The 26,418-nt window shown below is 37.4% G+C and carries 19 protein-coding genes and 4 pseudogenes; 20 read left to right on the top strand and 3 right to left on the bottom strand.

What is annotated here, in order from left to right; genetic code table 11:
- Positions 1 to 447: 447 nt before the first annotated feature.
- The 8 genes and pseudogenes from NSQ49_RS23555 (at position 448) to NSQ49_RS23590 (ending at position 10,067) form a co-directional block, all read left to right on the top strand.
- Positions 448 to 639, top strand: coding sequence for a hypothetical protein (locus NSQ49_RS23555; RefSeq protein ID WP_159871097.1), 192 nt, complete (start codon positions 448 to 450; stop codon positions 637 to 639).
- A 133-nt stretch (positions 640 to 772) separates the two neighbouring features.
- Positions 773 to 1,336, top strand: coding sequence for a competence protein ComK (locus tag NSQ49_RS23560; RefSeq protein ID WP_251284993.1), 564 nt, complete (start codon positions 773 to 775; stop codon positions 1,334 to 1,336).
- Between the two features lie 394 nt (positions 1,337 to 1,730).
- The gene (cyoE, locus tag NSQ49_RS23565) at positions 1,731 to 2,648 is read left to right on the top strand and encodes a heme o synthase (protein ID WP_159871106.1); all 918 of its coding nucleotides are present in this window, start codon (positions 1,731 to 1,733) and stop codon (positions 2,646 to 2,648) included.
- Positions 2,649 to 2,885: 237 nt separating this feature from the next.
- Positions 2,886 to 3,371 (top strand): annotated as a pseudogene (locus tag NSQ49_RS23570) (DNA/RNA non-specific endonuclease); the annotation flags it as partial.
- A gap of 182 nt (positions 3,372 to 3,553) precedes the next feature.
- Positions 3,554 to 4,465, top strand: coding sequence for a DNA/RNA non-specific endonuclease (locus NSQ49_RS23575; RefSeq protein WP_251284992.1), 912 nt, complete (start codon positions 3,554 to 3,556; stop codon positions 4,463 to 4,465).
- Positions 4,466 to 4,633: 168 nt separating this feature from the next.
- Positions 4,634 to 5,995 (top strand): hypothetical protein, encoded by a 1,362-nt coding sequence (locus tag NSQ49_RS23580; RefSeq protein ID WP_251284991.1) that lies wholly within the window; start codon positions 4,634 to 4,636, stop codon positions 5,993 to 5,995.
- A 2-nt stretch (positions 5,996 to 5,997) separates the two neighbouring features.
- The gene (locus NSQ49_RS23585; RefSeq protein ID WP_251284990.1) at positions 5,998 to 8,526 is read left to right on the top strand and encodes a helix-turn-helix domain-containing protein; all 2,529 of its coding nucleotides are present in this window, start codon (positions 5,998 to 6,000) and stop codon (positions 8,524 to 8,526) included.
- Positions 8,526 to 10,067 carry a hypothetical protein gene (locus NSQ49_RS23590; protein ID WP_251284989.1) on the top strand — a complete coding sequence of 514 codons (1,542 nt, stop codon included), beginning with the start codon at positions 8,526 to 8,528 and terminating at the stop codon, positions 10,065 to 10,067. Before NSQ49_RS23585 ends, NSQ49_RS23590 begins: the two co-directional genes overlap by 1 nt.
- A gap of 15 nt (positions 10,068 to 10,082) precedes the next feature.
- Here the strand turns inward: NSQ49_RS23590 and istB are convergent, their stop codons facing one another.
- Both istB and istA read right to left on the bottom strand, forming a co-directional pair.
- A complete protein-coding gene (istB, locus tag NSQ49_RS23595; RefSeq protein WP_174752389.1) occupies positions 10,083 to 10,847 on the bottom strand; it encodes an IS21-like element helper ATPase IstB in 765 nt (254 codons plus the stop codon).
- Positions 10,844 to 12,418, bottom strand: a complete 1,575-nt coding sequence (istA, locus tag NSQ49_RS23600; protein ID WP_174752390.1) for an IS21 family transposase — start codon at positions 12,416 to 12,418, stop codon at positions 10,844 to 10,846. Before istA ends, istB begins: the two co-directional genes overlap by 4 nt.
- Positions 12,419 to 12,795: 377 nt before the next feature.
- On the opposite strand from istA, the gene NSQ49_RS23605 reads away from it, so the two are divergent.
- The 10 genes and pseudogenes from NSQ49_RS23605 (at position 12,796) to NSQ49_RS23645 (ending at position 23,192) form a co-directional block, all read left to right on the top strand.
- Positions 12,796 to 13,383: a hypothetical protein gene (locus NSQ49_RS23605; protein WP_251284933.1), complete on the top strand. Its 588-nt coding sequence runs from the start codon at positions 12,796 to 12,798 to the stop codon at positions 13,381 to 13,383.
- A gap of 659 nt (positions 13,384 to 14,042) precedes the next feature.
- Complete coding sequence (locus tag NSQ49_RS23610; protein WP_251284934.1) at positions 14,043 to 15,836, top strand: M3 family oligoendopeptidase; 1,794 nt, start codon at positions 14,043 to 14,045, stop codon at positions 15,834 to 15,836.
- Between the two features lie 531 nt (positions 15,837 to 16,367).
- Positions 16,368 to 16,592 (top strand): annotated as a pseudogene (locus tag NSQ49_RS23615) (DNA/RNA non-specific endonuclease); the annotation flags it as partial.
- Between the two features lie 210 nt (positions 16,593 to 16,802).
- Positions 16,803 to 17,813 (top strand): MBL fold metallo-hydrolase, encoded by a 1,011-nt coding sequence (locus NSQ49_RS23620; protein WP_251284935.1) that lies wholly within the window; start codon positions 16,803 to 16,805, stop codon positions 17,811 to 17,813.
- A gap of 641 nt (positions 17,814 to 18,454) precedes the next feature.
- Positions 18,455 to 20,217 (top strand): annotated as a pseudogene (locus NSQ49_RS23625) (Rieske (2Fe-2S) protein).
- A 14-nt stretch (positions 20,218 to 20,231) separates the two neighbouring features.
- Positions 20,232 to 20,387: pseudogene (locus NSQ49_RS26755) on the top strand (DNA/RNA non-specific endonuclease); the annotation flags it as partial.
- Between the two features lie 447 nt (positions 20,388 to 20,834).
- Entirely contained in the window at positions 20,835 to 21,173 is a 339-nt protein-coding gene (locus NSQ49_RS23630; protein WP_159865444.1) for a PadR family transcriptional regulator, read from the top strand.
- 1 nt (position 21,174) lies between these two features.
- Positions 21,175 to 21,516: a DUF1048 domain-containing protein gene (locus NSQ49_RS23635; RefSeq protein WP_251284936.1), complete on the top strand. Its 342-nt coding sequence runs from the start codon at positions 21,175 to 21,177 to the stop codon at positions 21,514 to 21,516.
- A gap of 165 nt (positions 21,517 to 21,681) precedes the next feature.
- Positions 21,682 to 22,446: an ABC transporter ATP-binding protein gene (locus NSQ49_RS23640; protein ID WP_159865449.1), complete on the top strand. Its 765-nt coding sequence runs from the start codon at positions 21,682 to 21,684 to the stop codon at positions 22,444 to 22,446.
- Positions 22,443 to 23,192 (top strand): ABC transporter permease, encoded by a 750-nt coding sequence (locus NSQ49_RS23645; RefSeq protein WP_251284937.1) that lies wholly within the window; start codon positions 22,443 to 22,445, stop codon positions 23,190 to 23,192. The genes NSQ49_RS23640 and NSQ49_RS23645 overlap by 4 nt, the downstream gene beginning before the upstream one ends.
- 114 nt (positions 23,193 to 23,306) lie before the next feature.
- Here the strand turns inward: NSQ49_RS23645 and NSQ49_RS23650 are convergent, their stop codons facing one another.
- Positions 23,307 to 23,942 (bottom strand): TetR/AcrR family transcriptional regulator, encoded by a 636-nt coding sequence (locus NSQ49_RS23650; RefSeq protein WP_251284938.1) that lies wholly within the window; start codon positions 23,940 to 23,942, stop codon positions 23,307 to 23,309.
- A gap of 171 nt (positions 23,943 to 24,113) precedes the next feature.
- Here NSQ49_RS23650 and NSQ49_RS23655 point away from each other — a divergent pair, with 171 nt between their 5' ends.
- Positions 24,114 to 25,298 carry a YhgE/Pip domain-containing protein gene (locus NSQ49_RS23655; RefSeq protein ID WP_251284939.1) on the top strand — a complete coding sequence of 395 codons (1,185 nt, stop codon included), beginning with the start codon at positions 24,114 to 24,116 and terminating at the stop codon, positions 25,296 to 25,298.
- Between the two features lie 219 nt (positions 25,299 to 25,517).
- Entirely contained in the window at positions 25,518 to 26,381 is an 864-nt protein-coding gene (locus tag NSQ49_RS23660) for a manganese catalase family protein (protein ID WP_251284949.1), read from the top strand.
- Positions 26,382 to 26,418: the final 37 nt, after the last annotated feature.

A 26,418-nucleotide genomic window follows, 5' to 3' on the forward strand; every position in this document is an offset into this window, starting at 1 on the left:
ATTGTTGTTAGTCATTATTTAGATTTGTCACAAAATGTTCGAAATTTAAAAAATATCAATTTCCTTGTAGTTTGAATTTTTTGTCAATAATCAATATGAAGCATCTTCAAAGGATGTTTTGTGACATGAATCACAAATATGGGCCTTGAAATAGGTTTTGAAATTATGCCGCCATATTATAGTGTCTGAACCTGTGACTGTCAATAGTAAGAAAACGGACATTAATACTAAAATAAGTCCTATATAGAAATAGTACGGTATGCGGATGAAATAAGATTTTACAATAATCAGATAACATGCCTATAATAATTTTCGGGCAGGAAATATGACCTATACTTGAATAAAGGTTATTTCTCGGCAAGCTAACTAAAAGTTCCTCTCAATTTCACAGCTGCGCTTGCTTGTGGCCACTTTTCTGGCAGGAATGCTATTAAGCAGACAGGACGAATGGAAGGATGGAGCCTATATGGATATCGTAGTACCTGGTTTGATAAACTCTTTGCCTTTGATTCTTCTAAAAGAATTGGAAACTATCAGGAAACCATGCTGGCGAGATTTCCGCTCATGAGGAATCAAAGAGTAATAAGCTTGGCTGAGCGGATGGAGACTCAAGGAGGTGAGCACGATGTGAAAGCATAAAAAACCCTCAGGCGGGTCTTGGTGGACGATAGCCTGAGAGTCTCAGTGAGATGGAGTATCCCAGCTCATAAGCTAGTATACTCCTTAATTTACAATTTTTAAATAGTTAAGTTAAAGGGAGGATATTAGTACAATGAATTCATTAATAGTAAAGAAGTATATAATCGTTCCGGAAACGAAATCAATCAGATCCCATTATAACGATGATGGCGATTACTGCAGTTTGGTTTTGGAAGGGGATTATACGTTTATGGTAATGATGAAACCGATTGAGATTATTGACGAAAGCATAAATTATTATGGCTTTGATCTAAATGGTGCAACGAGCGGTTCGAAATCCATACTGGGTCCCTGCAGACCAGCACCAGTACGAATTCCGGGTGGAATGGAAATGTATTGGTTTCCTCATACATCACCATTGCATGAAGATTGTGTGTGGTTTGCGCTGCATCATATAGATGCTATCATGCCTGATGGCCCAAATACCTCAAACGTTTATGTGAGTGGAGGTCTTTGTTTTAAACTGAATGCTTCTGAAAAGGATGTTTCAATGAGATATGATCGCGCAGAAAAGCTGGAATCAAGAATAGCCAGGAGAAAGGTAAATACCTTCAGCTTTATTATGGAAAGAACCACCGATACATACTCGGTTAATAAAGGAAAGCGGAATTATATTATTGAAAGAAAAAAAGAGTAGTATCTCTTCAATCAAAACGGAAATGCGACAATCATTTCTATACGGTTAATGATATAGACTATTACAAGTGAAACCGGTACATCCATACCTTTGAAAAAGTATCCTATATCCAGAAGGCTGAACGCGAGGAAATTGGGTCAGCCCCTGGGAGAAGCATTTTCTAATCGATTTGAAACAAAGATGTCACGATTGTAAGTCCCATTACCATGCAAATAATGTTAGAATCAACAAGGAGGACTAAGCGTCAGGCATGGTTCTCTTTTCGTTTTGCAGGGAGTCTGACAGCCATGGGATTTTTCAGAAATCATTGTGCATCAACTCCTGTTATAATAAGTGTATAATAAGAATTGTCTTTATGGGAAAGAGAGAATAATTTAAAGGGGAAGAAACGATCATGAAAGAGGAAGAGACCCTGAAAATGCAGGGACGGCCTTTATCAAAGATCCTCGCACTGACAGTTAAAACAGGGATTATTAAATCCAACCTGATCCCGATGTTTGCAGGATTAACACTGGCCTTATATACGTATGACTTCGGCCTTCTGGAGAAGCTGCCCGAGATAATACTTGCCTTTATTGGCTCAAGCCTTGTAATGGGCGCAGCCGGGGCTTTTAATAATTTATATGACCGTGATATTGATTCGATCATGAAGCGGACCCAAAGCAGACCAACTGTCACAGGGGAAATCAAGCCAAAGCAGGTACTATGGCTTGCAACCTTCATGTCTGTGCTTGGAGTCCTCGCTCTTGCCCTCACAACTCCGTTAGCGGGTTTACTTGGATTTTTGGGGCTGTTTTTTTATGTGGTCCCTTACACAATGTGGACCAAGAGAAGAACGATTTATAACACAGAGGTTGGAAGTATTTCAGGTGCGATGCCGCCGCTTATCGGCTGGGCTGCCATCCATCCGGATGTCACGCATCCTGCTATTCTTGGCCTGTTCATCATCACCATCATCTGGCAAATGCCTCACTTTTATGCGATTGCCATCCGGAAGCATGATGAATATAAAGCGGCCAATGTTCCAATGCTACCTGTTGTTAAAGGCGTCAAAAGGACATACATCCAGACGAATGTTTATTTAGTTATTCTGATCGGGATCAGCTTCCTGTTAGGCTCCTTAAGCACGGGTCTTATGCTTGTGGCACTGCTCCTCGGAATTGCCTGGCTTGCGCTCAGTGTCTATGGCTATAAACGAATGGATCCTGAAAAGTGGGCAAAGTCTCTGTTCATCTTTTCACTTGTCCATATGACCGTTCTATTTTCGACGGTGATTATTTACTCGATTATGGGGATTATTTTTGATTTGTAAAAAGGGAAGCATCATGCGGCAAGTTATAACCCGGTTACGTTAATAAGTTTAGATGGCATAAAAAATGACGTGTATGCTGGTACACGTCATTTTTCTTGTTTTTTAATGGGTTCTTAGTCTTTTTCTTCGTTTTTTACATAGCAATTTATATTGGATAATAAATATTGAACGAGTAAATGCCAGATTTGCTGTCATCAACTATTGAGACAGCTTAACTGAGGATAGGAGAATACTAAAATGAAAAAGAATATGAACATTTTATTCTTACTTTTAACATTAACACTTATGGCTGGCTGTACCAGCGCAGAAGATACATCCAATACGGTCGCAGAAACAGAGTCACATAAGGAAGCAGCTGTCGAAGAAAATAAAAATAATGCAAAAGAAGAAACTGTCACCACGGCACCGGAAGAAACAGCAGCCCAGCCAAATAATGACCTGTTCTCAGGATACAAACTTATTGAAGTTGATGGCGGTGATCTTTCTGGACATCGTGAACCTAATGTTGTCGTCGACATTGGGTACGGGGACCGTGAATATTGGGCATTTACTAATGAATACGGGCAGCTGGTACGTGTCATTGCTGAGGAAATCATCCTGCAAGATGACAGCAGCGAACCTGTATTATCATCAGGCAGATACTATCGCGATGAGGCAAAGGTTCCAGGTGTTGAGAGCGAAACATTAGATGAAGGACATATTATTGCCGATTCTCTTGGAGGGGATAGGATACTTTTTGAACAAAACATAAAAATCTTACTATATATTATCTGAAAACCTTTCACATCAATGATTGTGGGGGGTTATTTTTTTGTTCAAAAATAGTAGATGGTGAACAAAACTATAATATACTATGTTATTATTAGGTTACTACAATTTAAAATAATTATTATAGGAGTCTTAAAATGAAAAAGAAAATGAATTATTTAATCGTCCCTTTAATGATCATCTTTATGGTTGGTTGTACAAACATAGAAGATGTTTCGAATACTGAGAAAAAAACAGATTCACAAGAAGTAACAACAGTTAATGCAACTGTTGATGAACCAGTAGTAGAAGATACATCAACTCAATCAAAAGATGAACTGTTCAAAGGCTACAAATTAATCGAAGTGGATGCTTGTGATTTATCGGGACATCGTGAAGCTAATGTTGTGGTAGACATTGGTTATGGTGTACGAGAATATTGGGCATTTACGAACGAGTACGGTCAACTAGTTAAAGTTATTGCTGATAAAATTATTTTACAAGATGACCGTACTGAACAGGTCACATCATCGGGAAGATACTGCAAAGATGAAGCAAAAGTGCCTGGAGTAGAAAGAAGTGACTTAGATGAAGGGCATGTTATCGCAGACAGCATGGGCGGTGTATCCAATGCTTATAATATCACAGCTCAAGATAGTACATTAAATAGACACGGCGACCAAGCTTACATGGAAGATGCTATTCGTAAAGCTGGTGGAGCTACTGATTTTGAGGCAACCATCACATATCCAAATACTGAAACTCAAATTCCCTCTCATTATAAGTACACTTACACTATAAAAGGTAATAAGATTGTTGATGAGTTTGACAATGGCAATCCTGATGAAACCAATAAATCTCTAGGTTTAACTGAAAGTAAATCAACGAACTCAAATAATTCTAATGTTTCTAATGACGATAAAGATATTTCTAGCATTGATACAAATGGTGATGGACAGGTAACAATTAAAGAAGCTAAAGCAGCTGGCTTCAAAATGCCAATAACAAAAGATCATTGGTTATATCAATATATGGATGATCGTGATGGAGACGGTTATGTAGGCGAATAGCAATTAAACTCAAGTTAGTAGTTTTAAGTTGTTTTTAGGAGGATATAGACTTTGTAGCAGGTCATGTTTTAGAAGGCGTATGAAGTTTTTAAACAACTTAGAACAATACGAAATAAAGAGAACAGCTTTAATGATATGGGAGAAAATATATTACAGGTGGGAAGATAAATGAATAAAGCTTCAAACAGTCAAAACCATAGCAATGTTGTGGGAATAAACAAAAGATTGGGGGTTTATAGGTACTACTGTAAAAGAGTATCAGCAACAGAAACTTTACCTAACGGTAAAAATCATACTGTCGATAAGATGATGATTATGTTGGAGCAGAAGAAAAACGGATATGCAGTAAGTGTTGTCCACCCTATTTCAGAATTTATTCATCTGCCATTAAAAAAAGGCGGTATCCCTAGTATTAAAACACAAGAACAAATTGCTAACTCTATTGTGAACTTCCTAAATTTTGTGTTTATAGAAAATCACGCAAAGTATAAGTTATCAAGCGTAAAAGACCTTCTTTTTGAACAGGGAGAGGACTATTTGAACGTTTATGGATTAATGGGACGAAATAACGCTCCAGTGAAAAAAGAAACAGTCAAAAGATGTGAATGGAATCTTACTCGTTTATACTACTTCCTAGCCAAAAAAAATATTTTAAATCATATAACAATAAATGATTTCGATTTCAAAGAATACACGTATGAAGATTTAGAAGTCAAAAGGAAGCCAGAAAGCCCTTTTATCAACGTGAACTATCCAAATGATGAGGAAGAAACATTTCTTATCCATGACCTTCCTCGCGAGTTAATTATCCCCTTCATACAAACTGCATATACATATACACCTAGAATAGCTCTTGGTGTGGCATTTCAGTGTTTCGGGGGCTTACGTGCTGGCGAGGTTGTAAATATCGCTAGGACTGGTATTACTCCATCAGGAGAATTCGGATTATATGGATTTCAAGTAATAATAAAAAATCGTAATTTCAGACCCGAACTAAAGGATATCAAGGGAAAAGGAACCGTAAAAAAACGAAGAAGACAAGGTATTTTCCCTTTTAATGGCGAGTTATTACAACTTCTATATAAGACGCATATTGAAAAATATAAACCTACCGATGGTAGCAACGCTCTCTTCTCCAACAGAGATGGAAAAGCAATGGAGAAATTCACTTATCAACGGGAGTTTGGAAAATTGAAAAATAGATTCTTAACTTTATTGTTAGAGTCTAAAGATCCTTTACTTAGAACATACGGATTGGAATTAAGTAGCGCTAAGTGGTCTACTCACATCGGACGTGGAATCTTCTCGAATTTGATTGCAGCAGAAGCAACCAATGTACTTCAAGTTATGACAGCACGAGGAGATGACAACCCCATGAGCAGTATAACGTATCTAAACAATACAGATAAAATACTTAGACTTCTAAAGGGTAACTACGATGATATGTATATGGATTTATTAGAAGTAAAGGAAGAGATTATTTCTGAATTAAAATTAAACAGTCGGAATCGAAAAAAAAAGGATGATTAAAGGTGTCAGAATGGTATACAACCGAAGAAGTAGCTAAATTAATCAATAGAAATGCTTCAACATTACGAAGACACGCACGAACAGGGTTAATACCCGATTCGTTTTTGAAAGCGGCACTTTCTTCTGGAAGCACCAAATATTTGATTCATGCAAGCTATGTTGAGCAGCAACTATCCTTGCAAGCTAAACTTTCAAACGATTATTACAAAAAAGCCGAAGTTAAAAGAATGCTAAATGTATCAGACAAAACACTAAAGATTTTACAAGAGACAGGAGTATTCGAGGATGTCCTGCTTTTTGAGGCAATTCTATATTTTTCAAAAAAAGAAGTTGAAAAATATATAAACAGAAAAACAAGAGCAGTTAGTCTAGTCAAATTAATCAAGAAAGAATTAAGTGTATCAACAGATAGACATACTATAGTTAATTTTATATTTAACGATCCTCTTTTATCGAAACTTGTATACAAAGAGGCTCAAAGCTACCAAATTAAAATTGAAGATTGGGAGGAATACAAAAAGGGATTAGTCGATGTTGAAGAGGCTTCTAGGTATCTAAATACGCCTTTAGAAGTGATGCAGATGTTATGGCGTAAGAAACACATAAAATCGTTTACCGCGAACGCTAGGGGTGTTAGAACGCATCTTGCTTACTTAGATGAGTACAAGCAACGTGGACTAATTCCAATTGAGCAATTAGCATTGGAGATGAACACATCTTTGAATGTTATAAGGAAATTTTTTAACTCTGACGACTATATTCTTCTTCCAGATAACAAAAAAGATTTTTACATCAAAAGAGAAAAAGCTGATGAACTTATAAATAGTTACGCTGCGATACAAATCAAGCACAATCATAATAACCATCTTGCAGAAACTAACTATCATCAATTGTTTGAAGACAGTATCACTTACTTTAAGAACAAAGCCAATATAAACCTTACAGTGGATTTATATAACAGATGGGCTAGAAAAAAAATAAAGAAAAGCACACAGCCACTCAAAACAATCACCCTTCATTATTTGCGTGTTTTAGAGGTTTTAGCATCTCAACTAACTAATGAATTGATGGAATATACAGATTTAGAATTAAAACGATTATTTGAATCACTCCATAAAGATCAAACTCGTAGAGTTACCCAATTTCTTGACTATTGCAAAGAGAAAGTTGATTGTGCTTTTAGTGGCGATTATGTTTTTAAAAAGACCTTAAATGCCGATGATGATGAAATGTATACCAAAGAAGAGTGGAAAATGTTAATCCTTCATGTTTTAGATGTGAATAAACATTTCGAAAATGCAGTTAAAAACAGAGAGTATGCTAATACATGGCTATTCTGCTTGTTGCATTTTTCATTGGCGTGGAGACGCTCAGATATGTTTTCATTTAAACCGATATCACTTGATATAGTTGGCATTGATGACTTTGAATGGTTCAACGAACACACATTGAAATTAGAAGACGCTCAAAACATATTAAAAACAGTCGAAAGAAGTATGCAAGAAAATTTATCAAGAAAGAAAAAACAAAAAACCGTATTCGTTGTCCCTTTTATTTTTGAAATGCCTACGGCATTAGCCTTCATTCTTAGCGAACTACACCGTAAAAAAGAAAACGCTAATAGCGAAATATTAGTTAAAAATATAAGTTACAAAAATACTAATTATTTCTTCGGAGAAGATTTGCCAAAGTTCAAAAATAAAATGAGTAACAAATCTTTAATGACTTACGGTTGGGAAACAGCGGTAAAAAACGGTAAAGGCGTATTAGCTTATTGGCTTAGTGGTTTTTCTCGTTCTCACACTCATAAAATTGCAATGCCTAACTCTATCACTCAGGTATATCTAGTAACGCGAAATACTGATGTAGATGTTGAAGAAATGGCTCGTCACGCCTTCGATAGAGGGATTTTTGGATGGCAAGTAAAAGTTATGATAGACGCAATAAATGAAAATGAACCGATGAGCTTAGAAGAAATGACAACAGCCATAACAAATATCAACGAAGAATATTCACCTGTAATGATAAACGAATTATCAAGATTTGCTGTCACTAGGCACGAGCAATCAATTGCATTATTAAAAGACCTTATGAAAATTCCAAAACAAGAGTTAAAAGACAAACTAAAGGAGATTTCCAGATTACGCTCCCCTTCATTGCTAGACCATTCACAATGTCTCGTAGGTTTGGAAAATTGTCCGTTTAAAAAAGAGGTTGAATATAATCTAGAAATGCCATGTCTCGGTTGCAAAAATCGCATCGATACAAATTATATTTTAGATATTGTGAATGTGAAAATATTTTCTTTGATTGAACGACTAAAAAAAACAAATCAAGATGAACATATCACACGCATCAAATATACACACATGATTAAATCGCTTTTGTATATCCTAATGGATTTCAAAAGAATGTACGACCAATTTGATACGAATTATATTCGCAGTTTCATAGATTTGGACTTGTTGCAATTAAATATCAGAGAATTAAATGTCACAAAATTTTTAACTATAGACAAGGTGAATAATTGATGGCTGTAAAAAAATTAAAAGTAGGTAATATAGATAAAGGATTACTTATTTACGAAGAGACTTCCAATTCAGTTGCAGAAAAAAAGTACCTCAAGTACAACAAAGATGAGTTAATTCAGTATCAAGAAAAATTCGAGCTTTTACAAGACGATGGGATTATTGAATCCACATCCGAATTTCTTGACCACCAATGGAACGTAATAGGACGCGAATATTATAGGAGTCTTGATTTTACGGAAATAGAATATAATAAAGAGCTTTATTTATCTTTAAAATGCTACGTAATTGTACAACTATATGACCGAAATATATCCCCAGATAGCATGTTTGAGGGGTTTCACAACATTTTAAACATCATTAGATTAACAAGTTGTTATGACAATCGAAAACTACTAGAATTCGAAGAATGGAAGTTAGAAAAGGAGTCATCAAAAATTAATTTAGATAGATACAAAACCTATAACTTGGGATTCTTGTACTTTAACCCCATAAACGACGCGTCTGATTATATCCCTTTATTCGAATCCATACAGGGCGCTGATTGGAATGCGGTCAGAGAAATACCTACTTATGAAGAATTCGTCCGTTTTGATTTTTTAATTAACGATTTCATGATCAAAGCAACAAATTATATGCGATCAAAATACTATCCAATCTTTATTTGGTGGAAATTATCGACAATCATACCTATTCGTCCAATAGAACTCGTTACAATAAAAAATAACGATATACGGTATGATGCGAAAGAAGAAAAATATTACCTTACAAAAGGGAAAAGAAAGCAATCCCCTTCCAAAAAAGAAAAAGGAAAGCATCACGTCGCCATCCCCCACGAAATTCAGATAAACAAGGAAGTATTCGAAATTATAGAAGATTATAGAAAGATAACTAATAGCGAGAACGAAGAATATCTATTTCATCTCTCTCACCATTATGAACATTTAAAAATGCCTAATCGTAGTAGCTTCATAAATAGAGGGGAAACAATAATTCATGCCAACCATCGAACAACCACTTTAATGACAAAGCTATTGGATTCATTTTTCGATGAAGTGATACAAGACGGAATGGGTATTAACATTGTAAATTCAAGAGACGAATTAGATTTAGAAAACCCACACAAAACCATTACTCGCTTTAATCTAATGGATACTCGCCATTTCGCTATTTGTTCAATGATGATGCAAGGATTCAGCGAATTAACGATCGCTCAAATGGCAGGTCATAATAAGATTGAAACTCAATCCGCATATGCATCTCATATCGATGATTTTCAAAGGTCTTATTCTAATTTACTAGCTAAGGATATCCAACGAAGTATGACAAACCTAAATACTTCAGGATTTGAGCATTTTACATTTCGTCAAAAGCAGATATTCTCTTATTGGAATTCTGACTACTCTAAAGAAAAGAAAATAGATTATGGTTACTGCCAATCAAAAAACTTTCCGTACGAATGTTTCGAAGATGATTGTATCTTTTGTAATAAGATTCATATAGATTTATCTAATCTGACCACTTGTGACCGTCAAGTAGAATGATACAATTTTTGCTGATTAATTTGAGACACTTTGTTCACCAAAAATCGTTTTTCGATGTTTCATTCTCCAACTATCTTCATTTAAATGAACTATTTCCACTCGATGTAAGATCCGGTCCAGTATAGCTGTCGTGATGGCTTGGTCGCCCAATAGCTCACCCCATTCTTTAGGCCCTTTATTAGATGTAAGTATAATCGAGGTTTGGTTATAAAGGGTGTTAATGAGATGGAAGAACATATTAGCTTCCTGTTTATCCATTGCCATAAACATCAAATCATCAATAATAACCAAATCTGCCTCTCTTATTCGCTTCATTCTTGTTTTGGATTTCCTCGTTATTTCTTCAGTCTTTAATGCCTGAATTAAATCTCCCATAGTGGTAAAGATCACTTTATATCCCTGGTTTAAAGCTTCTATTCCTAAACCTATCGAAAGATGGGTCTTACCGACACCTGGCGGTCCTAGAAAAATGATGTTATATAGCTGCTCAATCCATGTTAAATCTTTTAACTGGTTTAACTTCTTACTGCTCAAAGACTTTTGCTCATTCACATTATACTCATCCACAGTACTATGGAAGGGAAACGTCGCCCACTTAAATCGCCTTTCCAGCTGCTTTTCATCTCTGCGTTTTTGTTCATAGGTTACTACATCTAGTAGAAACTGAGTAAAGGACAAGTCCCTTTTCTCAGCTTCTCTTATTAACTCTGGCAATCGATCAGCTGTTTCAGCTAACCGAAGGGACCTTAATTTATCTTGGACCTCCTGAAGCTGATTCAACTTTGATCACCTTCTTCCAGTAAAACCGTATAGGCATCTACATTTCTCTTTTGTGCTTCTGTTTCTATTATCCAACCGGATATGCTATTTAATGGTGAAACAGTCTCAGCTTTGTCGTTTGTTGTATCATGAACCTGTCGTTGTCGCTTGAGGTATAAAATGATATCGCTGAAATCTGTTGCACTATATAAGTTTCTCTTGATACATTCCGAGAGGGCTGCTGTTAGAAGCTGCTCGTTATTTTGTTTTGTTTCTTTTAGTATCATTTGTAACTGATCACGAATATACCGTGGGTACTTCTCACGAAGTTTATCCAAGTAATCGTAGGCCGTTTCTGTTTCTTCGAATCGTTTTGCCACAGTATCAATAAATGTATCGATTCCTTTTGAGCGATCTCTTGTATGCTTTCTGTCTTTAATTAATTGTCCTTTACCATCCGGAATCTGATGTTTGGCCAGGAGTTCTCCTGTCTCAGAGTTATAGATTAATAGTTCTCTGTCTTTTGTTTCTTTTATTGAGACCATTTCATGCTTATGAAAAGTTCCAAGTGGAAGGGAGTACCTATTGGATAAATACCGTATGGTATTGTCCTTATGGATGCTTCTTGTTATACTATTTTCATGATTGTTTAGGAAATTAATGTTTCCTGAGACTGGTCTTAAGTGTTGCTTTTCCAAGGAGAACACTTCGACCGGTCTTTTTTTTGTTGTGTTGTGGATTTTTCGATTACCTGTACGATTTAGCCATTCCCATCCTTGCTCATTCCAAGAATCAATATTATTGAACACTCTATACTTGGCGAAATTGTACTTAATAAATCCTACAACGTTCTCTATTTTCCCTTTGCTTTCTGGATCGGCTTTCCTACAAACCCGAAGGTTTAAATTTCGAGTTTGCTTATAGTGCTGAAACTCTTTCGTTAAAATGAGATCTCCGCCATTCTCGCTCACCACAATTAAGCTATCCTGATCATACACGAGTTCTCCTGGGATCCCACAAAACCATTGAAAAGCATTTTCATGAGCTTGAATGACATCTTGAGTTGTAAAGGGGCGATCTAACCACTCTTTATATTTGTATCTCGAGTTAGATAGCACAAAGGCAATAAAGTTCAGCTTTACTTCTTTATTATCAGACGTTTTCTGCTTGGTGTGCCCAAAGTCAACTTGGACCTGTTCCCCCATTGGTGAATCAGGTATTGCTTCATAATCCCTTGGTGAAGATTCCTTAGCTATTTTATATTCAACTCTTAGCTCCCTTACGTAAGCACGGACTGTGCTTTCACCCACTTCAAGTTGTTCCTTATACCTTTCCATCAACCAATCTTCTACTTGTGCTGCTGAAAGATCAGGATGTTCCCTTAACCAATTCAAGATTAACTCTTTATAAGGATCCAACTTTTTCTTTCTTGTTTGTAAAGATTCAACCCATTCTGCCATCTCCGAAGGAGATCTCTTAAGATGCCGATATACAGTTGCCCTGGATACCCCCAGTTTATCTGCTACTTTGGATTTACTAAAACCTTTCTTGAGTAACTGCTGAATTTCCATATACATTTCCCACTTATCCACCTTTTCTCAGCCCTCCAATGATTTAAGAATCAAACCATCATCATACAATGGAGGAGCTATATATTTTACTGGTATATTAGGGTAAATAAGTGTTTCATCTTATCTAGCAAAAACTGTCTACTTTAGTTTAGCAGTCACACCACTCTAGAACAATCCGAATTGGCAAACAAAATCACAAAAATCCAAGATGAAATACAAATTAAATTAAATTTCATCAAAAAATATTATCAATCAGCTTATAGGAAAAAGGAGTCAGAGTTCGATAATAACGAAAAAAACTCTAAAGACCTTGAACGAAACAGCGCAAATCTCGCAATTTTATTAAATAGAAAAGCAATGTTAGAGGCGCATCTAGCAAAAAAAAATGGAGGTACAAGATGACAACTGAAAAGTCTAAGGGAGGCAGACCGCAAAAATATCCATATGAGGAACTAAGATCTGTTTTATTCGAATACGCAAACAAAAATAGTGGGAAATTAATTACTCTCGCAGATTTAGGGCGCGAAACGAAGTTTCCTCGGTACGTATGGAGAAATAATGAAAAAATTCGAGAAGACATTGAAAAGCTTAATCAAACCCCTATGGCAATCGTGGGTTTAATGAAAGAGAATGTAAAAATTCCTTCGGCTGAGGATTTAGTAAATTCTAATTATCACAATAAAAACCTACTAATCACAAGGGTTCAACAAGTCCTTGACGCATATCAAACTACTTTTGAACAGGTGTTAAAGACAACTGAATTAGAAAATAGACTAAATACTAAGGAGAAAGAAATAGCCTCTCTAAAAGAAGAAATCGACGCTCTGAAAAAGCAATCTGCATTCTATCAAGAAAAATACGAATCGATGACATTGCATAGCACTTCTCTTCTTAGTCGTAAAAACTTTCAGTTAAAGGAGAATGTCATAGATGCGGAAAAGAAATTTAAAGAAATTGACGATGAATTTGAGGATTTATTCAAATAATAAATTAATCTTATAATTCGAATGTTTATAAAAATGAAAATTCCTTCTATTAAACGGAGGTTCCTATTGCTTCTTTAATATCGAGGTTGCTAACTATGTGATTATACGAGCTAAGGATGGTAGGCTGACTACATATGTTAGTTTTTATGGTGAGAAACCCGGTAAATTGACATTAACAGATAGTTATCAAGGTGAGGTTTTTGTAGACGGTCTTATTTGTAATTGGAGGAATAGAGAAGAATTCCGATTAGACAATTTACAGTTGTGAAATTTTGAGGAACAGATAAATAAACATTTCAATAGAGGACATTTTGCTATGAGAGCATTCCACTAGATTTGTGTAGATTTACAATGTTAAGCGAAGTAACGCACCCAAACAGCGCTTTAGGTGCATTTTCGTTATTCAACAAACGGTCCAGATTGTGGAGCAACTGTTATGTCGTAGTAGACCTATTCTGTGCAACAAAGAACTCACCTTTTAGGTGACTTTGAGAATAGATGTACTTTAGCTAACGATTCTGTTTAATAATTTAATAAGAGACTTTACTATTACATAAAAATTTTTCTTATTAAGTTAGGAATTAATTTCCTTTACAATATGTTATGATGAGAATGTACGTTCGTGTTTGGTGAAATATACTTATTAGGGGAGGTAACAAATGGAGAAAGTAAGCTATTCAAAAGTATGGAATCTAGATACGGTCTTTATGGGGGGGAGCAAATCAAGTCAATTTTTAGTTCATATCAATCGATTAGAAACTCTTGTATATGAACTAGAAGGTAGTATTAAAACATTAATTACTCCGCTTTCAAAAAAAGAAATAATTAAAGTGGTCAATTTAATAGAGAATATCGGAAACATTCGCTTGTACTTATCTCAAGCTCATTCGTTTATCACTTGCCTTCTTGCGGAAAATCCAAAGGATCAAGATGCGGCGGTTTTACGAGGAGAAGTTGCCAAAAAAGAATCCCGCTTTGAAAAAGAACTATCGAAAGTAAAGAAGATACTAATTAGTATAAAGGAAGATGTTTGGGAAGGCATACTAGAAACCAAAGAATTACAAGAATATAGATTTATTCTAAACGAATGGCGAAAAAATGTAGATAATATTTTGTCTGAAGAAGAGCTAAATTTAATTTCAGATCTTATGGTTGATGGGTATCATGCATGGGGAGAATTCTATAAAGATCTAGTAAGTAGTATTAACGTGAAAATTATGATTAATGGTAAAGAAGAAAATCTATCAGTTGGACAAGCCATTAACTTGCGATCGCACCATAATGAAAAGGTGCGAAAGGAAGCACATTATATATTAGAATCTAAATGGAAAGAGAAAGAAGAGTTATTTGCTAAAATAATAAATCATATTACTGGCTTTCGTTTACAAGTAAATAACAAACGTGGGATAAAAAGTGCAATTGAAGATCCTTTGAAAAATAACAGAATGAAGGAACAGACACTGAATACAATGTGGACAGTGATCAGTAAATATAAACAACCTTTCTCTAATTACTTGAAGCGAAAAGCGGAAATGATAGGCGGTTCTAGTATGAAAGCTTATAACTTCTGGGCTCCAAGTATAAAAAGTAATAAAGAAATAAAATTCGACGATGCTGCTAACCTTATTACAGAACATTTTAGTCAATTTGGAACAGAATTAGAAGGCTTCGCTAAACAAGCGTTCTTAGAAGGTTGGATTGAAGCAGAAGACAGACAAAATAAGTCAGCTATTCCGTTTTGTGCTAGTTTTCCACTCACAGGTGAATCAAGAGTTTTTATGACATTTAGCGGTACTTTTTTAAATGTGTTAACTCTTGTTCATGAGTTGGGGCATGCTTTTCATAATCACGCCATGAAAACTGTTAATGGATTGAATAAGCGTTATCCGTTAAGTATTGCTGAAACTGCTTCAACCTTCTCCGAAATGATTATTTTTGATGCTGCAATGAAAAAGGCAAATTCAAAAGAAGAAAAATTGTTTATACTTGATGAAAAGTTAAAGCGTAGTGTCATGAATTTTATGAATATGCATTCGAGATTCATATTTGAGCAGAGATTATACGAGGAACGTAGTGAAGGGATTATTTCACCCAATCGAATAAATCAGTTAATGGAAGACTCAATAAATGAAGCATATGCTGGTTCCCTTAAAGAACCTTCCATTTATTCTTGGGTTTGGACACCACACTACTATATTACTCAATCGCCTTTTTATAATTTCCCGTATACTTTTGGGTATTTATTTGCTTTAGGTATTTATGCAAAGGCAAAAGAGAAAGGTAAAGATTTTGAGAAAGATTATTTGAACTTACTTCGTGATTCAGGAAGTATGACTGTAGAAGACTTAGTTATGAAGCATTTAGGAGAAGATATTACTTCAGAGGATTTCTGGGAAAAAGGAATGGAATTATGCGTGAAAGATGCAGAAGAATTTATTAGATTAACTTCTTGATAACCTATTGGATGTTAGTGAAGAAGAACAAATAACAAAATATAGTTACGTTGCTGCGCAGTACAAATATACTCTGCAATAGAAAATGCTCTTTCACAATCGGGCGCAATTGTTGAAGAAGCGCCTCTAAATTCAAGATACCTTAGTTCATTAAAGATTTATAAAGTATGCAAAATTATTCAAAATAACGTTCCCAAATAAAAGTTTGGGCGCAAACGAAAATCCTAGAAATCTTGCTTTAATAGTATTTCTAGGATTTTTATATGAACATTGTTTATAAGGTATTTTATGCATTTCTCTACAAAGCCACTTACAGCATTTGAGGGTTTTCTAGTGATAATACAGCGTTGATGTCGTTGCATAAATTCGTGCATATTCTTTAAGGTTGTAAATACGCATCTTTCTTACACTAACCCTACGATAAAAGTGTAGGAATTTCAAGTTTTGTTCATCATTTAGTTTTGTTCATCGCTCAAATTGAGGTGTATCAACAGCTAAAAGGTTTTATCTCTTAAAAGAATATCCTATACGGGTGGAGTATCTAATGCTTACAATATTACTCCACAAGAAAGCACACTCAATCGTCACGGTGACCAGGCTTATCTGGAAGACTCAATTCGTAAAGCGGGTGGAGCTACTGACTTTGAAGCAATTATCACATATCCTGATACAGAAACGCAGATTCCTTCACATTATCAGTACACCTATACTTTAAGAGGGAATAAGATTGTTGATGCATTCGATAATGTCAATCCGCCAACATTTCAACTGTTGGTGGTATCCGTCTTTAGAATATACATAATTGACATATCTTTCAGAATATTGTTATAATTTTTATAAACTGAAACCTTGTTTTGTATTTAAAACATCAAATCAGGTTATCACCTATCGCATCTTTATGAGCAGATTTTGCAGATGTAATTAATAACAAAATGAGATTCCGGTGTAAATTGGAGGGGGTTGGAATTGAAAAAGAATAGTATAGGATTACTCACTATTTCTTTATTACTGGGGGCAGGAATATTTTCTCCCCAAATAATCCCAAAGGGAGACCACATATCAAAGGAGCAGGTACAGAAAATACAAGAGGAAAAGACAAGCAATTTTAGGGTTACCCTCCTTGGAACCGGCTCCCCCCTTTTAAGTATGGAGAGGTTTGGTCCTGCAACCCTAGTGGAAGCTGGGGATGAAAGATTACTTTTTGATGCAGGCAGAGGAGCTGCATTACGGCTGAGCCAAACCAATACGATGCCAGGCAAGGTTAACAAGCTGTTTCTTACCCACTTGCACTCTGATCATACGATTGGCATTCCAGATGTTTGGTTGACTGGCTCATTACCTACTGCAGGTAAAAGAGAAACATCTTTTGAGATCTGGGGGCCTGAAGGAACCAAGGATATGATGGATAATATGGAAAAATCCTTTGAGGCAGATATCAAAGTACGCAATGCCAATCAAAACGAAAATCTCGAAGGCTTAGATGCAATTGGACATGATATTGAGCAAGGTGTAGTATATGAGAAAAATGGAGTTGAAGTAATAGCCTTTCTAGTTGATCACGGTCCAATGGAACCAAGTTATGGATACAGAGTAAATTATCAAGGACATTCCGTAGTCATATCTGGAGATACACGATACAGCAAAAATCTGATCCGTTATGCCAAGGGGACAGACCTGCTCATCCATGAGGTTGCTGCAGCCAGGCCAGATAATAAATTGGCAGCAATACAAAAGATCCTTGATATACACACCACGCCTGAGGAAGCTGGAAAAGTATTTAGTAAAGTTAAGCCCAAACTCGCCGTATATTCTCATATTGTATTGCTTGGTGGTCTAACTGATGCAGAGAGTAATTTAGCAGTTAGAACGAGCAAGGTATACGATGGACAGGTTGTTATTGGTGAGGACCTCATGTCTTTTAATATTGGCGATAAAATAGGTATACAAGAGGCGAATTATGTCCTTGAAAAAAAATAATAAGTGATAGGTATAGTGAATAAGTTATCCTAAGCCTGTATATTTTATCCACTATTGGTTTACTAAAGACTTTAAGTGGATTACTTTGGAGAACTTAATGAAATTGCGTTGGATTATAACCTGTTTTTAACTAGTCAAAACGGATAACTTTACAGTATTTGATGTAAAGTTATCCGTTATTTTTTTGAAGTGGCACAGTCAATATGCCGATCATACCAGCCTCTCCATGAAAGCAGGTGCTTCAAAATGGAAAAAAGCGTCAGTCCTATCTATCAGAAACTGTTCAGCTCCGACTTAGCGGTTACATTAGCTCGTGCCGATGTGTTTATAGTGATTGGTCAAATATTAAGTATTGGGCAGTTTTCTGCCCACTAAGTGATGCCAGGAAAAAATAAACTGCTGGACATGAGGTTGGCCACTCTCCTGGTTTTGATCATGAAGATGATGTTCTTTCGACGAAAGGCCCTTTGTGGAGAGAGCATAGTTAATCCATCTATCAGCCTTTTGGATGAGAAAAAGTCCCCACTTATGAAGGATTCCTGTATTTCATCCATAATATAAAGTTGTAGATAACCATTTTAGTAAGCTTTCTATCCTAATCTAGAGGGGTCATATAAATTTCATTTTAGGGAGTGATTCCATTGTCAGAATTGATTTATGCAGGCTCGTTAAAGACGCTTGAGATGAAGGTGCAAAGGTAATTAAAGCTGGTAGTCATGCAATTGCCGTATTTGTTTACGAAAAACAAGTCTATGCGGTGGATAACCGCTGCCCGCATATGGGTTTTCCCCTCCATACAGGAAGCCTATGTGATGGGATTTTGACGTGTCACTGGCATCATGCGCGCTTTGATATAAAAAGCGGCGGAACCTTGGATCCTTGGGCAGATGATGTCCCTGCTTATCCTGTCGAGATTAAGGCAGATGAGGTTTGGGTTCACCCGGTTCCATTTAACAAGGTGACAATCGAAAAATTAAAGAAGCGATTACGTGACGGCCTTGAGCAAAATATTAGTCTTGTCATCGCCAAAGCAGTTGTAGGATTGATGGAAGCGGGTTATCCGGCGACAGAGATTGCAAAAATCGGTGTCGATTTCGGAACAACACATCGAAGGAGTGGATGGGGATCGGGATTAACGATTTTAACAGCCATGACAAATGTATTGCCTAAATTGGATAAAACTGGCCAGATAATGGCTATGTTTCAAGGCCTGGTTCATGTTGCACGGGAAAGTGCCGGAATGGGAACACGCTTTTTACTTGGATCCCTTCCTGTATTAAATGAAAAGAATACCCAATCATTCGAACAATTATCAGAATGGTATCGTCATTGTGTGGAGGTGCGTGATTCGCAGGGAGCAGAGCGGGTGCTATTGACCGCGATAGAATTGGGGTTCTCGGAAGAACAGCTTGCTGACATGATGATGACAGCGGTCACGGATCATTTTTATGTAAATACTGGTCATACTCTTGATTTTCATAATAAAGCATTCGAGATTTTAAATCAGATTGGTTTTGAGAATCGGCCCTATGTATTGTCATCCTTGATACCTGGTATCGGTGATGTATCCCGCAGTGAAGAATCCCATAGCTGGCAATCTCCTGTGAACCTGGTCAAACCATTAATGGAAGCGTTCCGGAAATTACCTAATATCCTTGCTGATGACACCTCACCAGGGGGCAATTATATAGATGAAACAGCCTTGACTCAACAAATTTTATCTGATGATCCTATCAAAACGGTAAATACCATGGTAGATGTACTTAAAAACGGCGTCACTCCTTCCCGTTTGGCCCAGATCGTAACCTTAGCGGCTGCAGACCGGATTTCCCGTTTCCATGTTCAAAATGATTTCAGGGATTGGATTACCGTACTTCATACTTTTACTCACGCACATGCGGTACATGAATCGTTACGCCGCTCTACAACACCTGAATTGACCAGGGCTGTTTTCCACGGAGCAATGAGTGTGTATCTTGACCGTTTTCTCAATACACCGTCTGCAAGAAGACCGGAACCAAAGGATGGAGAAACTGAACCGCAGAATCATTCAGAATTATTGGAGATGATGAATCAACAGCAGCAGGTTTCAGAATCAGCAAGATGGGCAGTAAATTATCTTGCACGCGGCGGTGATAAAAGTCAACTCTTAAATACGCTGGGACACGCTTTACTAAGGGAGGATGCAGAGTTTCATTCATTTCAAATGTATGAAGCAGCAATGATCGAACATGATCATTGGGAAAAAGAGGATTCCGAGTTTGCCAGGTATGCACAGGAAACATTGATTCTCGCGGTAACACGTTATCTGGCAGGCCATGCCCCAACTGCCAGGGAAATGCCGCATACAGCACAAATTGCCATACGACTCCACCGAGGAGAAAAATTATTTGAAGATGATTAATCAACGAGGACAACAAAAAAGATGATATCTCTAGTGTCGATACAAATGGTAACGGCCAAGTGACTATACAAGAAGCAAAAGATGCAGGTTACAGCATGTCCATTATGAGCGATCATTGGCTATATCCTTATATGGACGATCGTGATAACGATGGGATGATAGGAGAATAAAAGGGTGTCTGTTTTTTTATGTATTGAAAACAGACAACTAATTTATAGGATATGGTAAAGGCATTAATACGAAATTGGGAGAACAGCTGTTAGGCATGTAAAAATGGTATATCATTGAAAAGATCGATGTTTATTTATCGGTCTTTTTTTTTATTAATCAAAGACTAGCACAAACGCTGCGTGCGTACTAATCCGCCATCATTTCGCAATGTGAAATCTGAAGGAATCGCTCTGCTTAAGAAGATTACATGCTGCTTAATTTCCTGAGGATGAAAAAGCCTATAATACTCTAGGGGGAAAAAAGGGCTTTTTTGACGAAAAGTTTTTTTGACAAATAGCACTAATCTGTAATACTATATAGTAGTAGTCAGTGATAATGAATACCAGTAACACATAATACCATAATTAAAACCCTTAATTAAAGTTATATCAGAAAGGAGGAAAATAATGGAAAATATTACAGAGATGCTGAAAGGGGTGCTTGAAGGCTGTGTTCTTGAAATCATCAGCCGCGGTGAAACTTATGGCTATGAAATCACACAGCAGCTGCGAGAGCTTGGCTTCACTGATGTAGTTGAGGGCACAGTTTATACCATTACCATGCGGCTTGAGAAAAATAAATTGGTGGATATCGAGAAAAAGCCATCCAATATGGGGCCGCCAAGAAAATTTTACACACTCAACGCAGCTGGTAAAGAGCACCTCGAGCTATTTTGGAAAAAATGGGATTTCGTCTCAAGTAAAATTTACGAACTTAAGAGTAAAAAATTAAAAGGAGTGAAGTAATATGAACATTTTTGAGAAAATTATCGGAAGCCTGGAAGGTAAGCGGGAATGGAGGGACATGGAGGCACGTGCGAAGGCACTTCCCAATGAATACCGTACCGCTTACAAAGCTATCCAAAAATATATGTGGACTGCCGGCGGTGCTCCAACCGATTGGAAGGATAGCAGCCGTATCTTTATTGGCATTCTCGACCTTTTCGAAGAAGGAGCAGCTGAAGGAAAGAAGGTTACAGATCTTACCGGAGAGGACGTGGCTGCTTTCTGCGACGAGCTGGTGAAGGATGAGGAAACTTGGAAGGACAAATATAGAAAAAAATTAAACGACACGATAGATCGCGGGTGACTGCGAGTTCCAAAGGATCAAGTAGATAATTTCGGCTGAATAGTTGATTACCGATGTTTCAATTACACTATTCAGTTATATTTTTTGACCGGTAGTAAGTATTACAGATTACAAGTGATACTGAGTAGTGTAGTATATGAGCCTTGTATATAGGAGGGAAAAAATATGAGTAATCCAGCCATTTCAGTAAAAGGATTAAAAAAATCTTTTAACAGCAAGGAAGTCTTAAAGGACGTGGACCTTGAAGTGAGTCGAGGTGAAATCTTCGCACTGCTTGGTTCAAATGGAGCAGGCAAGACAACTGCAGTTCACATCCTATCGACTCTGATGAAACCAGATGGAGGCGAAGTGTGTATTTGTGGATATGACACCCAAATTCAATCAGAACATGTTCGCCAGAGTATTAGCCTGACAGGACAGTTTGCAGCTTTAGACGGCATACTTACCGGGAGAGAAAACTTGATAATGATCGCAAAGTTGCGGGGAGTTTCTAAACCGGCTCAAGTCGCAGACAACCTGCTTGCAAGATTTAGTCTAACTGAAGCTGCCAATCAAAGAACCGAAAAGTATTCGGGAGGAATGAAGCGACGGCTAGACATCGCAATGAGCCTGATCGGGACGCCAGCGGTCATTTTCCTGGATGAACCGACAACAGGGCTTGATCCTGAAGCCCGGATTGAGGTCTGGGATACCATCAAAGAGCTTGCAGGAGGAGGCACCACCATATTTCTGACGACCCAGTACCTGGAGGAAGCTGAAAAATTGGCAGATAGAATTGCCATCCTGCATGAGGGAAGAGTCATCAAGACCGGTACTCTTACTGAACTAAAGGAGATGTTCCCTCCAGTAAAAGTGGAATACATTGAGAAGCAGCCGGCATTGGAGGAAATTTTCCTTGCGATTATCGGCAATAAAGGAGGATTAAAATGAAAAGCAGCACTGGGGTTTTATTAGGGCGATTAATACGAAATATCATGCGCAGTCCTGATACAATTATCACGGTTGCCATTACACCGATTATGATGATGCTGCTGTTTGTCTATGTATTTGGCGGAGCTATTCAGACAGGAACGGAGAACTACGTGAATTATTTAGTGCCGGGAATCCTGCTAATCACGATTGCATCAGGTGTTGCTTATACTTCCTTGCGGTTATTTAATGATGTAAAGGGCGGTCTGATGGCGCGTTTCATAACCATGCCAATAAAACGATCTTCCGTATTATGGGCTCACGTATTGACCTCGCTTATTTCCAATGCGTTCACTATTATGTTGGTTATTCTCATCGCCCTTTTAATAGGCTTCCGGCCTAACGCTGATCTTTTGGATTGGCTTGGGGTAGTGGGTTTACTAGGGGTGTTTACATTGGCACTAACATGGCTTGCGGTCATTCCCGGATTGACAGCAGGGTCTATGGAAGGGGCGACAGCGTACTCGTATCCGCTTATTTTCCTGCCGTTTATCAGTTCTGCTTTTGTCCCTACTGAAACCATGCCTAAAATAGTTCGTTTGTTCGCTGAGAATCAGCCAGTGACCTCAATTGTAAATTCAATAAGAGCCCTATTGTATGAAGGAGAAGCTGGCGATGGTATCTGGACCGCCCTAGTCTGGTGCGTCGGCATCATGCTCATCGCATACTTCATTGCCATCAAAGTATTTAAACGCCAATTAGGATAAGCACACCAAAACATTTAAAAAATCTGGGTAAATATGTTAATTTCGGTTTGTAATCTCCTATCCTGGTTTAACAAACTTAGTTTAATCAGCAAAAAAAAGGGAGGGTACCTTATTTTAGGTATGGTCCCTTTTATCATTTTTTAACCCAGCAGCAAAGAGGGGGCCATTAGCAGTCATAGTTGATAGAATCCGTGCCATTTCTTGGGGAGATTCCTTCCTGCCACTATCCAGCCATTGCTGAATGACTCCTATATGTGCAGATGCGACGTAGGAAGCTAAATATTGTCCTGGAACCAGTAAATCATCTTCCTTAATCAATGCATCCGGATTATTTCCAAACATTGTTTTCCAAATAAAATGTTTCAGCCTGGATTGAAATGATAAGTCTCCCTTAGGGCCTAATACAGCTTTCATAAAATCACTATTTTGATCTATATATTCAAAAATTGAAACAGCAGCGGGAAGTGGTGTTAACGTCGCCGAATTGGCTTCAAGTATGGCAATAACTCCTGGTAAGTTCTGTTTGGCAATTCGGTACATCTCAAGCATAATTTCGTCTTCACATTTCATTATTAAGTCAAATTTATCTTGATAGTGTGCATAAAATGTACCTCGATTAATCCTTGCTCTGGTTGTTATGTCTTTAACTGTAATCGCCTCGAAACCTTTTTCCTCGATTAATTCTACGAGTGCATCCCGGATGGATTCTTTTGTCCGAATGACCCGTAAATCCGTATTACTTTCACGCAAGGTACTCCCTCCCAAAAATATTATCCAACACATTTATATAAAGTGTTCCGTAACCAACACATCTGACATTGTTGATGATTGAGCAGTAAGCAATTCAATAATAAGATTAGAAGTATAATAAACAACAGGTTGTTCGTTATTATAACAAAAAATACGGGGAGGAATAAATATATGTTCAAAAACAAACTGTTATTAGCTGCTCCAATCATCGCATTGGCCATTATTTTTATATTCTCGCTTACATTGTTTCCATCAGTACAGCCACAACCGAAAAATCTGCCGATTGCCATCGTAAATGAGGACGACGGAGTGGAAGTTCCAAATCAGCCAAATTTGAATATGGGGAAAACGATAATTGAAATGATACAAAAGAATTCAGGTTCTGCAGATGGTGAAGACCCAGCTGTGAAATGGGTAAAAGTAAAAACAGCAGAAGAGGCACAAAAAGGAATGGATCATCAAAAATATTATGCAGCATTAGTCATTCCGAAAGATTTCAGTGTGAAACAGGCTTCTTTCAAGACGGCAGCACCTTCCTCACCTGAAATTCAAATATATATTAACCAGGGAATGAATACAGCAGCTTCTACAATGGCAGGACAGTTATTGAATGGAATAGTTGACAATATGAATAACAATATCCGTAAAGAACTCTTTGATGGTGCTGAAAAACAGGGAGCAACCCTTACAGCGAAACAAGCCGCAAGCTTAGCAGCTCCTATTACAAAAAAAGTTACGAATGTGAATGAAATCGGTACTAATAGTGCAAATGGCAATTCTCCTGTATCCTTATTCCAGCCGTTATGGATTGGCAGCTTAGCAAGTGCAGCGATTCTCTTTCTTGCCGTTAGTAAACTGCCAATAGCTAATCGAAAAGAGAACCTTAGGGCAAAGGCAGTGCAAGTTTTAATGGCTGCAATGATTTCCCTTGTCATTGGATTTGGATTAACGTGGTTAGCAGAGGGAATGGTAGGATTTAATATACCGGATTTCCTTGATACAGCATTATTTTTAGCAGTTACTTCATTCAGCTTTATCCTAATGATTTTAGCTGTACTTTCATTCGTTGGCATTAAAGGTATCCCAGTCTTTGCCTTATTGTTATTCTTTGGCGCACCTTTACTGGCACTGGCACCTGAAATGATGTCTCCAATATATCGAGAGTGGATTTATTCTTGGCTGCCAATGCGTTTTATGATAGAAGGTTTGCGTGAATTATTCTTCTTTGGTAAGGGACTAACCTGGAGTTCCCCTTTATCTGCCCTTGTATGGATTGGAGCAGTAAGTTTGGCCATCATACTAGCTTCTGCTTTAAAAATGAATTCATTAAAAGAGCAAACACAGACTGGAAATTAGAGATGACCATAAACAAGCGGTTTCCTTATGGGAGAACGGCTTGTTTTAGAAAAAGCGGGAGCGATACTTCAATATGAGGTGTCGCTTTTTTTATTGAGCTAAGAGCAGTTAGTTTAATAAGAAGTTCCTAAAATACTTTTAAGTGTACAGGAGCAATATGCTTAAAAATTGCATAAGTTGGATTGGTGGGTAATCAGAAAAAAAGAGGAGGAGATCCCTATTTTTTATCATATAAAAGAATTGCAGTATCAGGCTAAACCTGAAAGGCCTGATCCAATTTTTGCAAAAAAGTTACAGGAAGTACTGGGAGGGCAATTTGGTGAAATCTCTGTTGCACTTCAATATTTATTTCAAGGGTGGAATGTAAGAGGGAATGGAAAGTATAAAGATTTACTAATGGATACTGGGACAGAAGAGCTTGCACATATAGAGATGCTGGCAACTATGATAGCCCGTTTGTTAGATAATGCGCCAGTAGGAGACCTGGAAGAGGCCGCGAAAGATCCAGTCTTAGGAGCTATTCTGGGTGGTATGAACCCGCAGCATGCGATTGTGTCAGGACTGGGTGCAATGCCATCTGACAGTGTCGGTAACCGTTGGAAGGCAGACTATATTGCTGCAAGTGGCAACCTTTTAGCTGACTTCAGAGCTAATTTAAATGCTGAATCTCAAGGGCGGCTCCAGGCAGTTCGTTTATACGAGTCTACAAATGACAGAGGCGTAAAGGATATGCTGTCTTTTCTTATTGCGCGCGACACGATGCATCAAAACCAGTGGATTGCGGCTATTAAGGAACTTGAGGAAGCAGAAGGAGGAATTGTTGTCCCGGTAGCATTTCCTAAAGAACTTGAAAAACGTGAAGTCTCTTATACTTTATTTAACTTTTCAAAAGGTAATGATAGTGCAAAGGGAAGGTGGGCACATGGAACGAGCATGGATTGTCAGGGTACTTTCAATTATGTTGAACATCCGCTTCCATTTGCTAAGGCACCAAAACTAAAACCGGCGCCGCCATATATTTTTAATACTCCACCACAAGCTCTAAAGATGAATCCGCAAAATATTCCTCCCAGCATGTGCTAATTTTTAATTAGATAGCAGCAATACTGTTCTAATTTAA

Source organism: Cytobacillus sp. FSL R5-0377 (assembly GCF_038004385.1).
Lineage (GTDB): Bacteria > Bacillota > Bacilli > Bacillales > Cytobacillaceae > Cytobacillus.

What these genes read in the sequence shown, in the direction of transcription:
- NSQ49_RS23555 (WP_159871097.1), top strand. Translation starts at nt 448, where the DNA reads ATGGAAGGATGGAGCCTATATGGATATCGTAGTACCTGGTTTGATAAA.
- NSQ49_RS23560 (WP_251284993.1), top strand. Translation starts at nt 773, where the DNA reads ATGAATTCATTAATAGTAAAGAAGTATATAATCGTTCCGGAAACGAAA.
- cyoE (WP_159871106.1), top strand. Translation starts at nt 1,731, where the DNA reads ATGAAAGAGGAAGAGACCCTGAAAATGCAGGGACGGCCTTTATCAAAG.
- NSQ49_RS23575 (WP_251284992.1), top strand. Translation starts at nt 3,554, where the DNA reads ATGAAAAAGAAAATGAATTATTTAATCGTCCCTTTAATGATCATCTTT.
- NSQ49_RS23580 (WP_251284991.1), top strand. Translation starts at nt 4,634, where the DNA reads ATGAATAAAGCTTCAAACAGTCAAAACCATAGCAATGTTGTGGGAATA.
- NSQ49_RS23590 (WP_251284989.1), top strand. Translation starts at nt 8,526, where the DNA reads ATGGCTGTAAAAAAATTAAAAGTAGGTAATATAGATAAAGGATTACTT.
- NSQ49_RS23605 (WP_251284933.1), top strand. Translation starts at nt 12,796, where the DNA reads ATGACAACTGAAAAGTCTAAGGGAGGCAGACCGCAAAAATATCCATAT.
- NSQ49_RS23610 (WP_251284934.1), top strand. Translation starts at nt 14,043, where the DNA reads ATGGAGAAAGTAAGCTATTCAAAAGTATGGAATCTAGATACGGTCTTT.
- NSQ49_RS23630 (WP_159865444.1), top strand. Translation starts at nt 20,835, where the DNA reads ATGGAAAATATTACAGAGATGCTGAAAGGGGTGCTTGAAGGCTGTGTT.
- NSQ49_RS23635 (WP_251284936.1), top strand. Translation starts at nt 21,175, where the DNA reads ATGAACATTTTTGAGAAAATTATCGGAAGCCTGGAAGGTAAGCGGGAA.
- NSQ49_RS23640 (WP_159865449.1), top strand. Translation starts at nt 21,682, where the DNA reads ATGAGTAATCCAGCCATTTCAGTAAAAGGATTAAAAAAATCTTTTAAC.
- NSQ49_RS23645 (WP_251284937.1), top strand. Translation starts at nt 22,443, where the DNA reads ATGAAAAGCAGCACTGGGGTTTTATTAGGGCGATTAATACGAAATATC.
- NSQ49_RS23655 (WP_251284939.1), top strand. Translation starts at nt 24,114, where the DNA reads ATGTTCAAAAACAAACTGTTATTAGCTGCTCCAATCATCGCATTGGCC.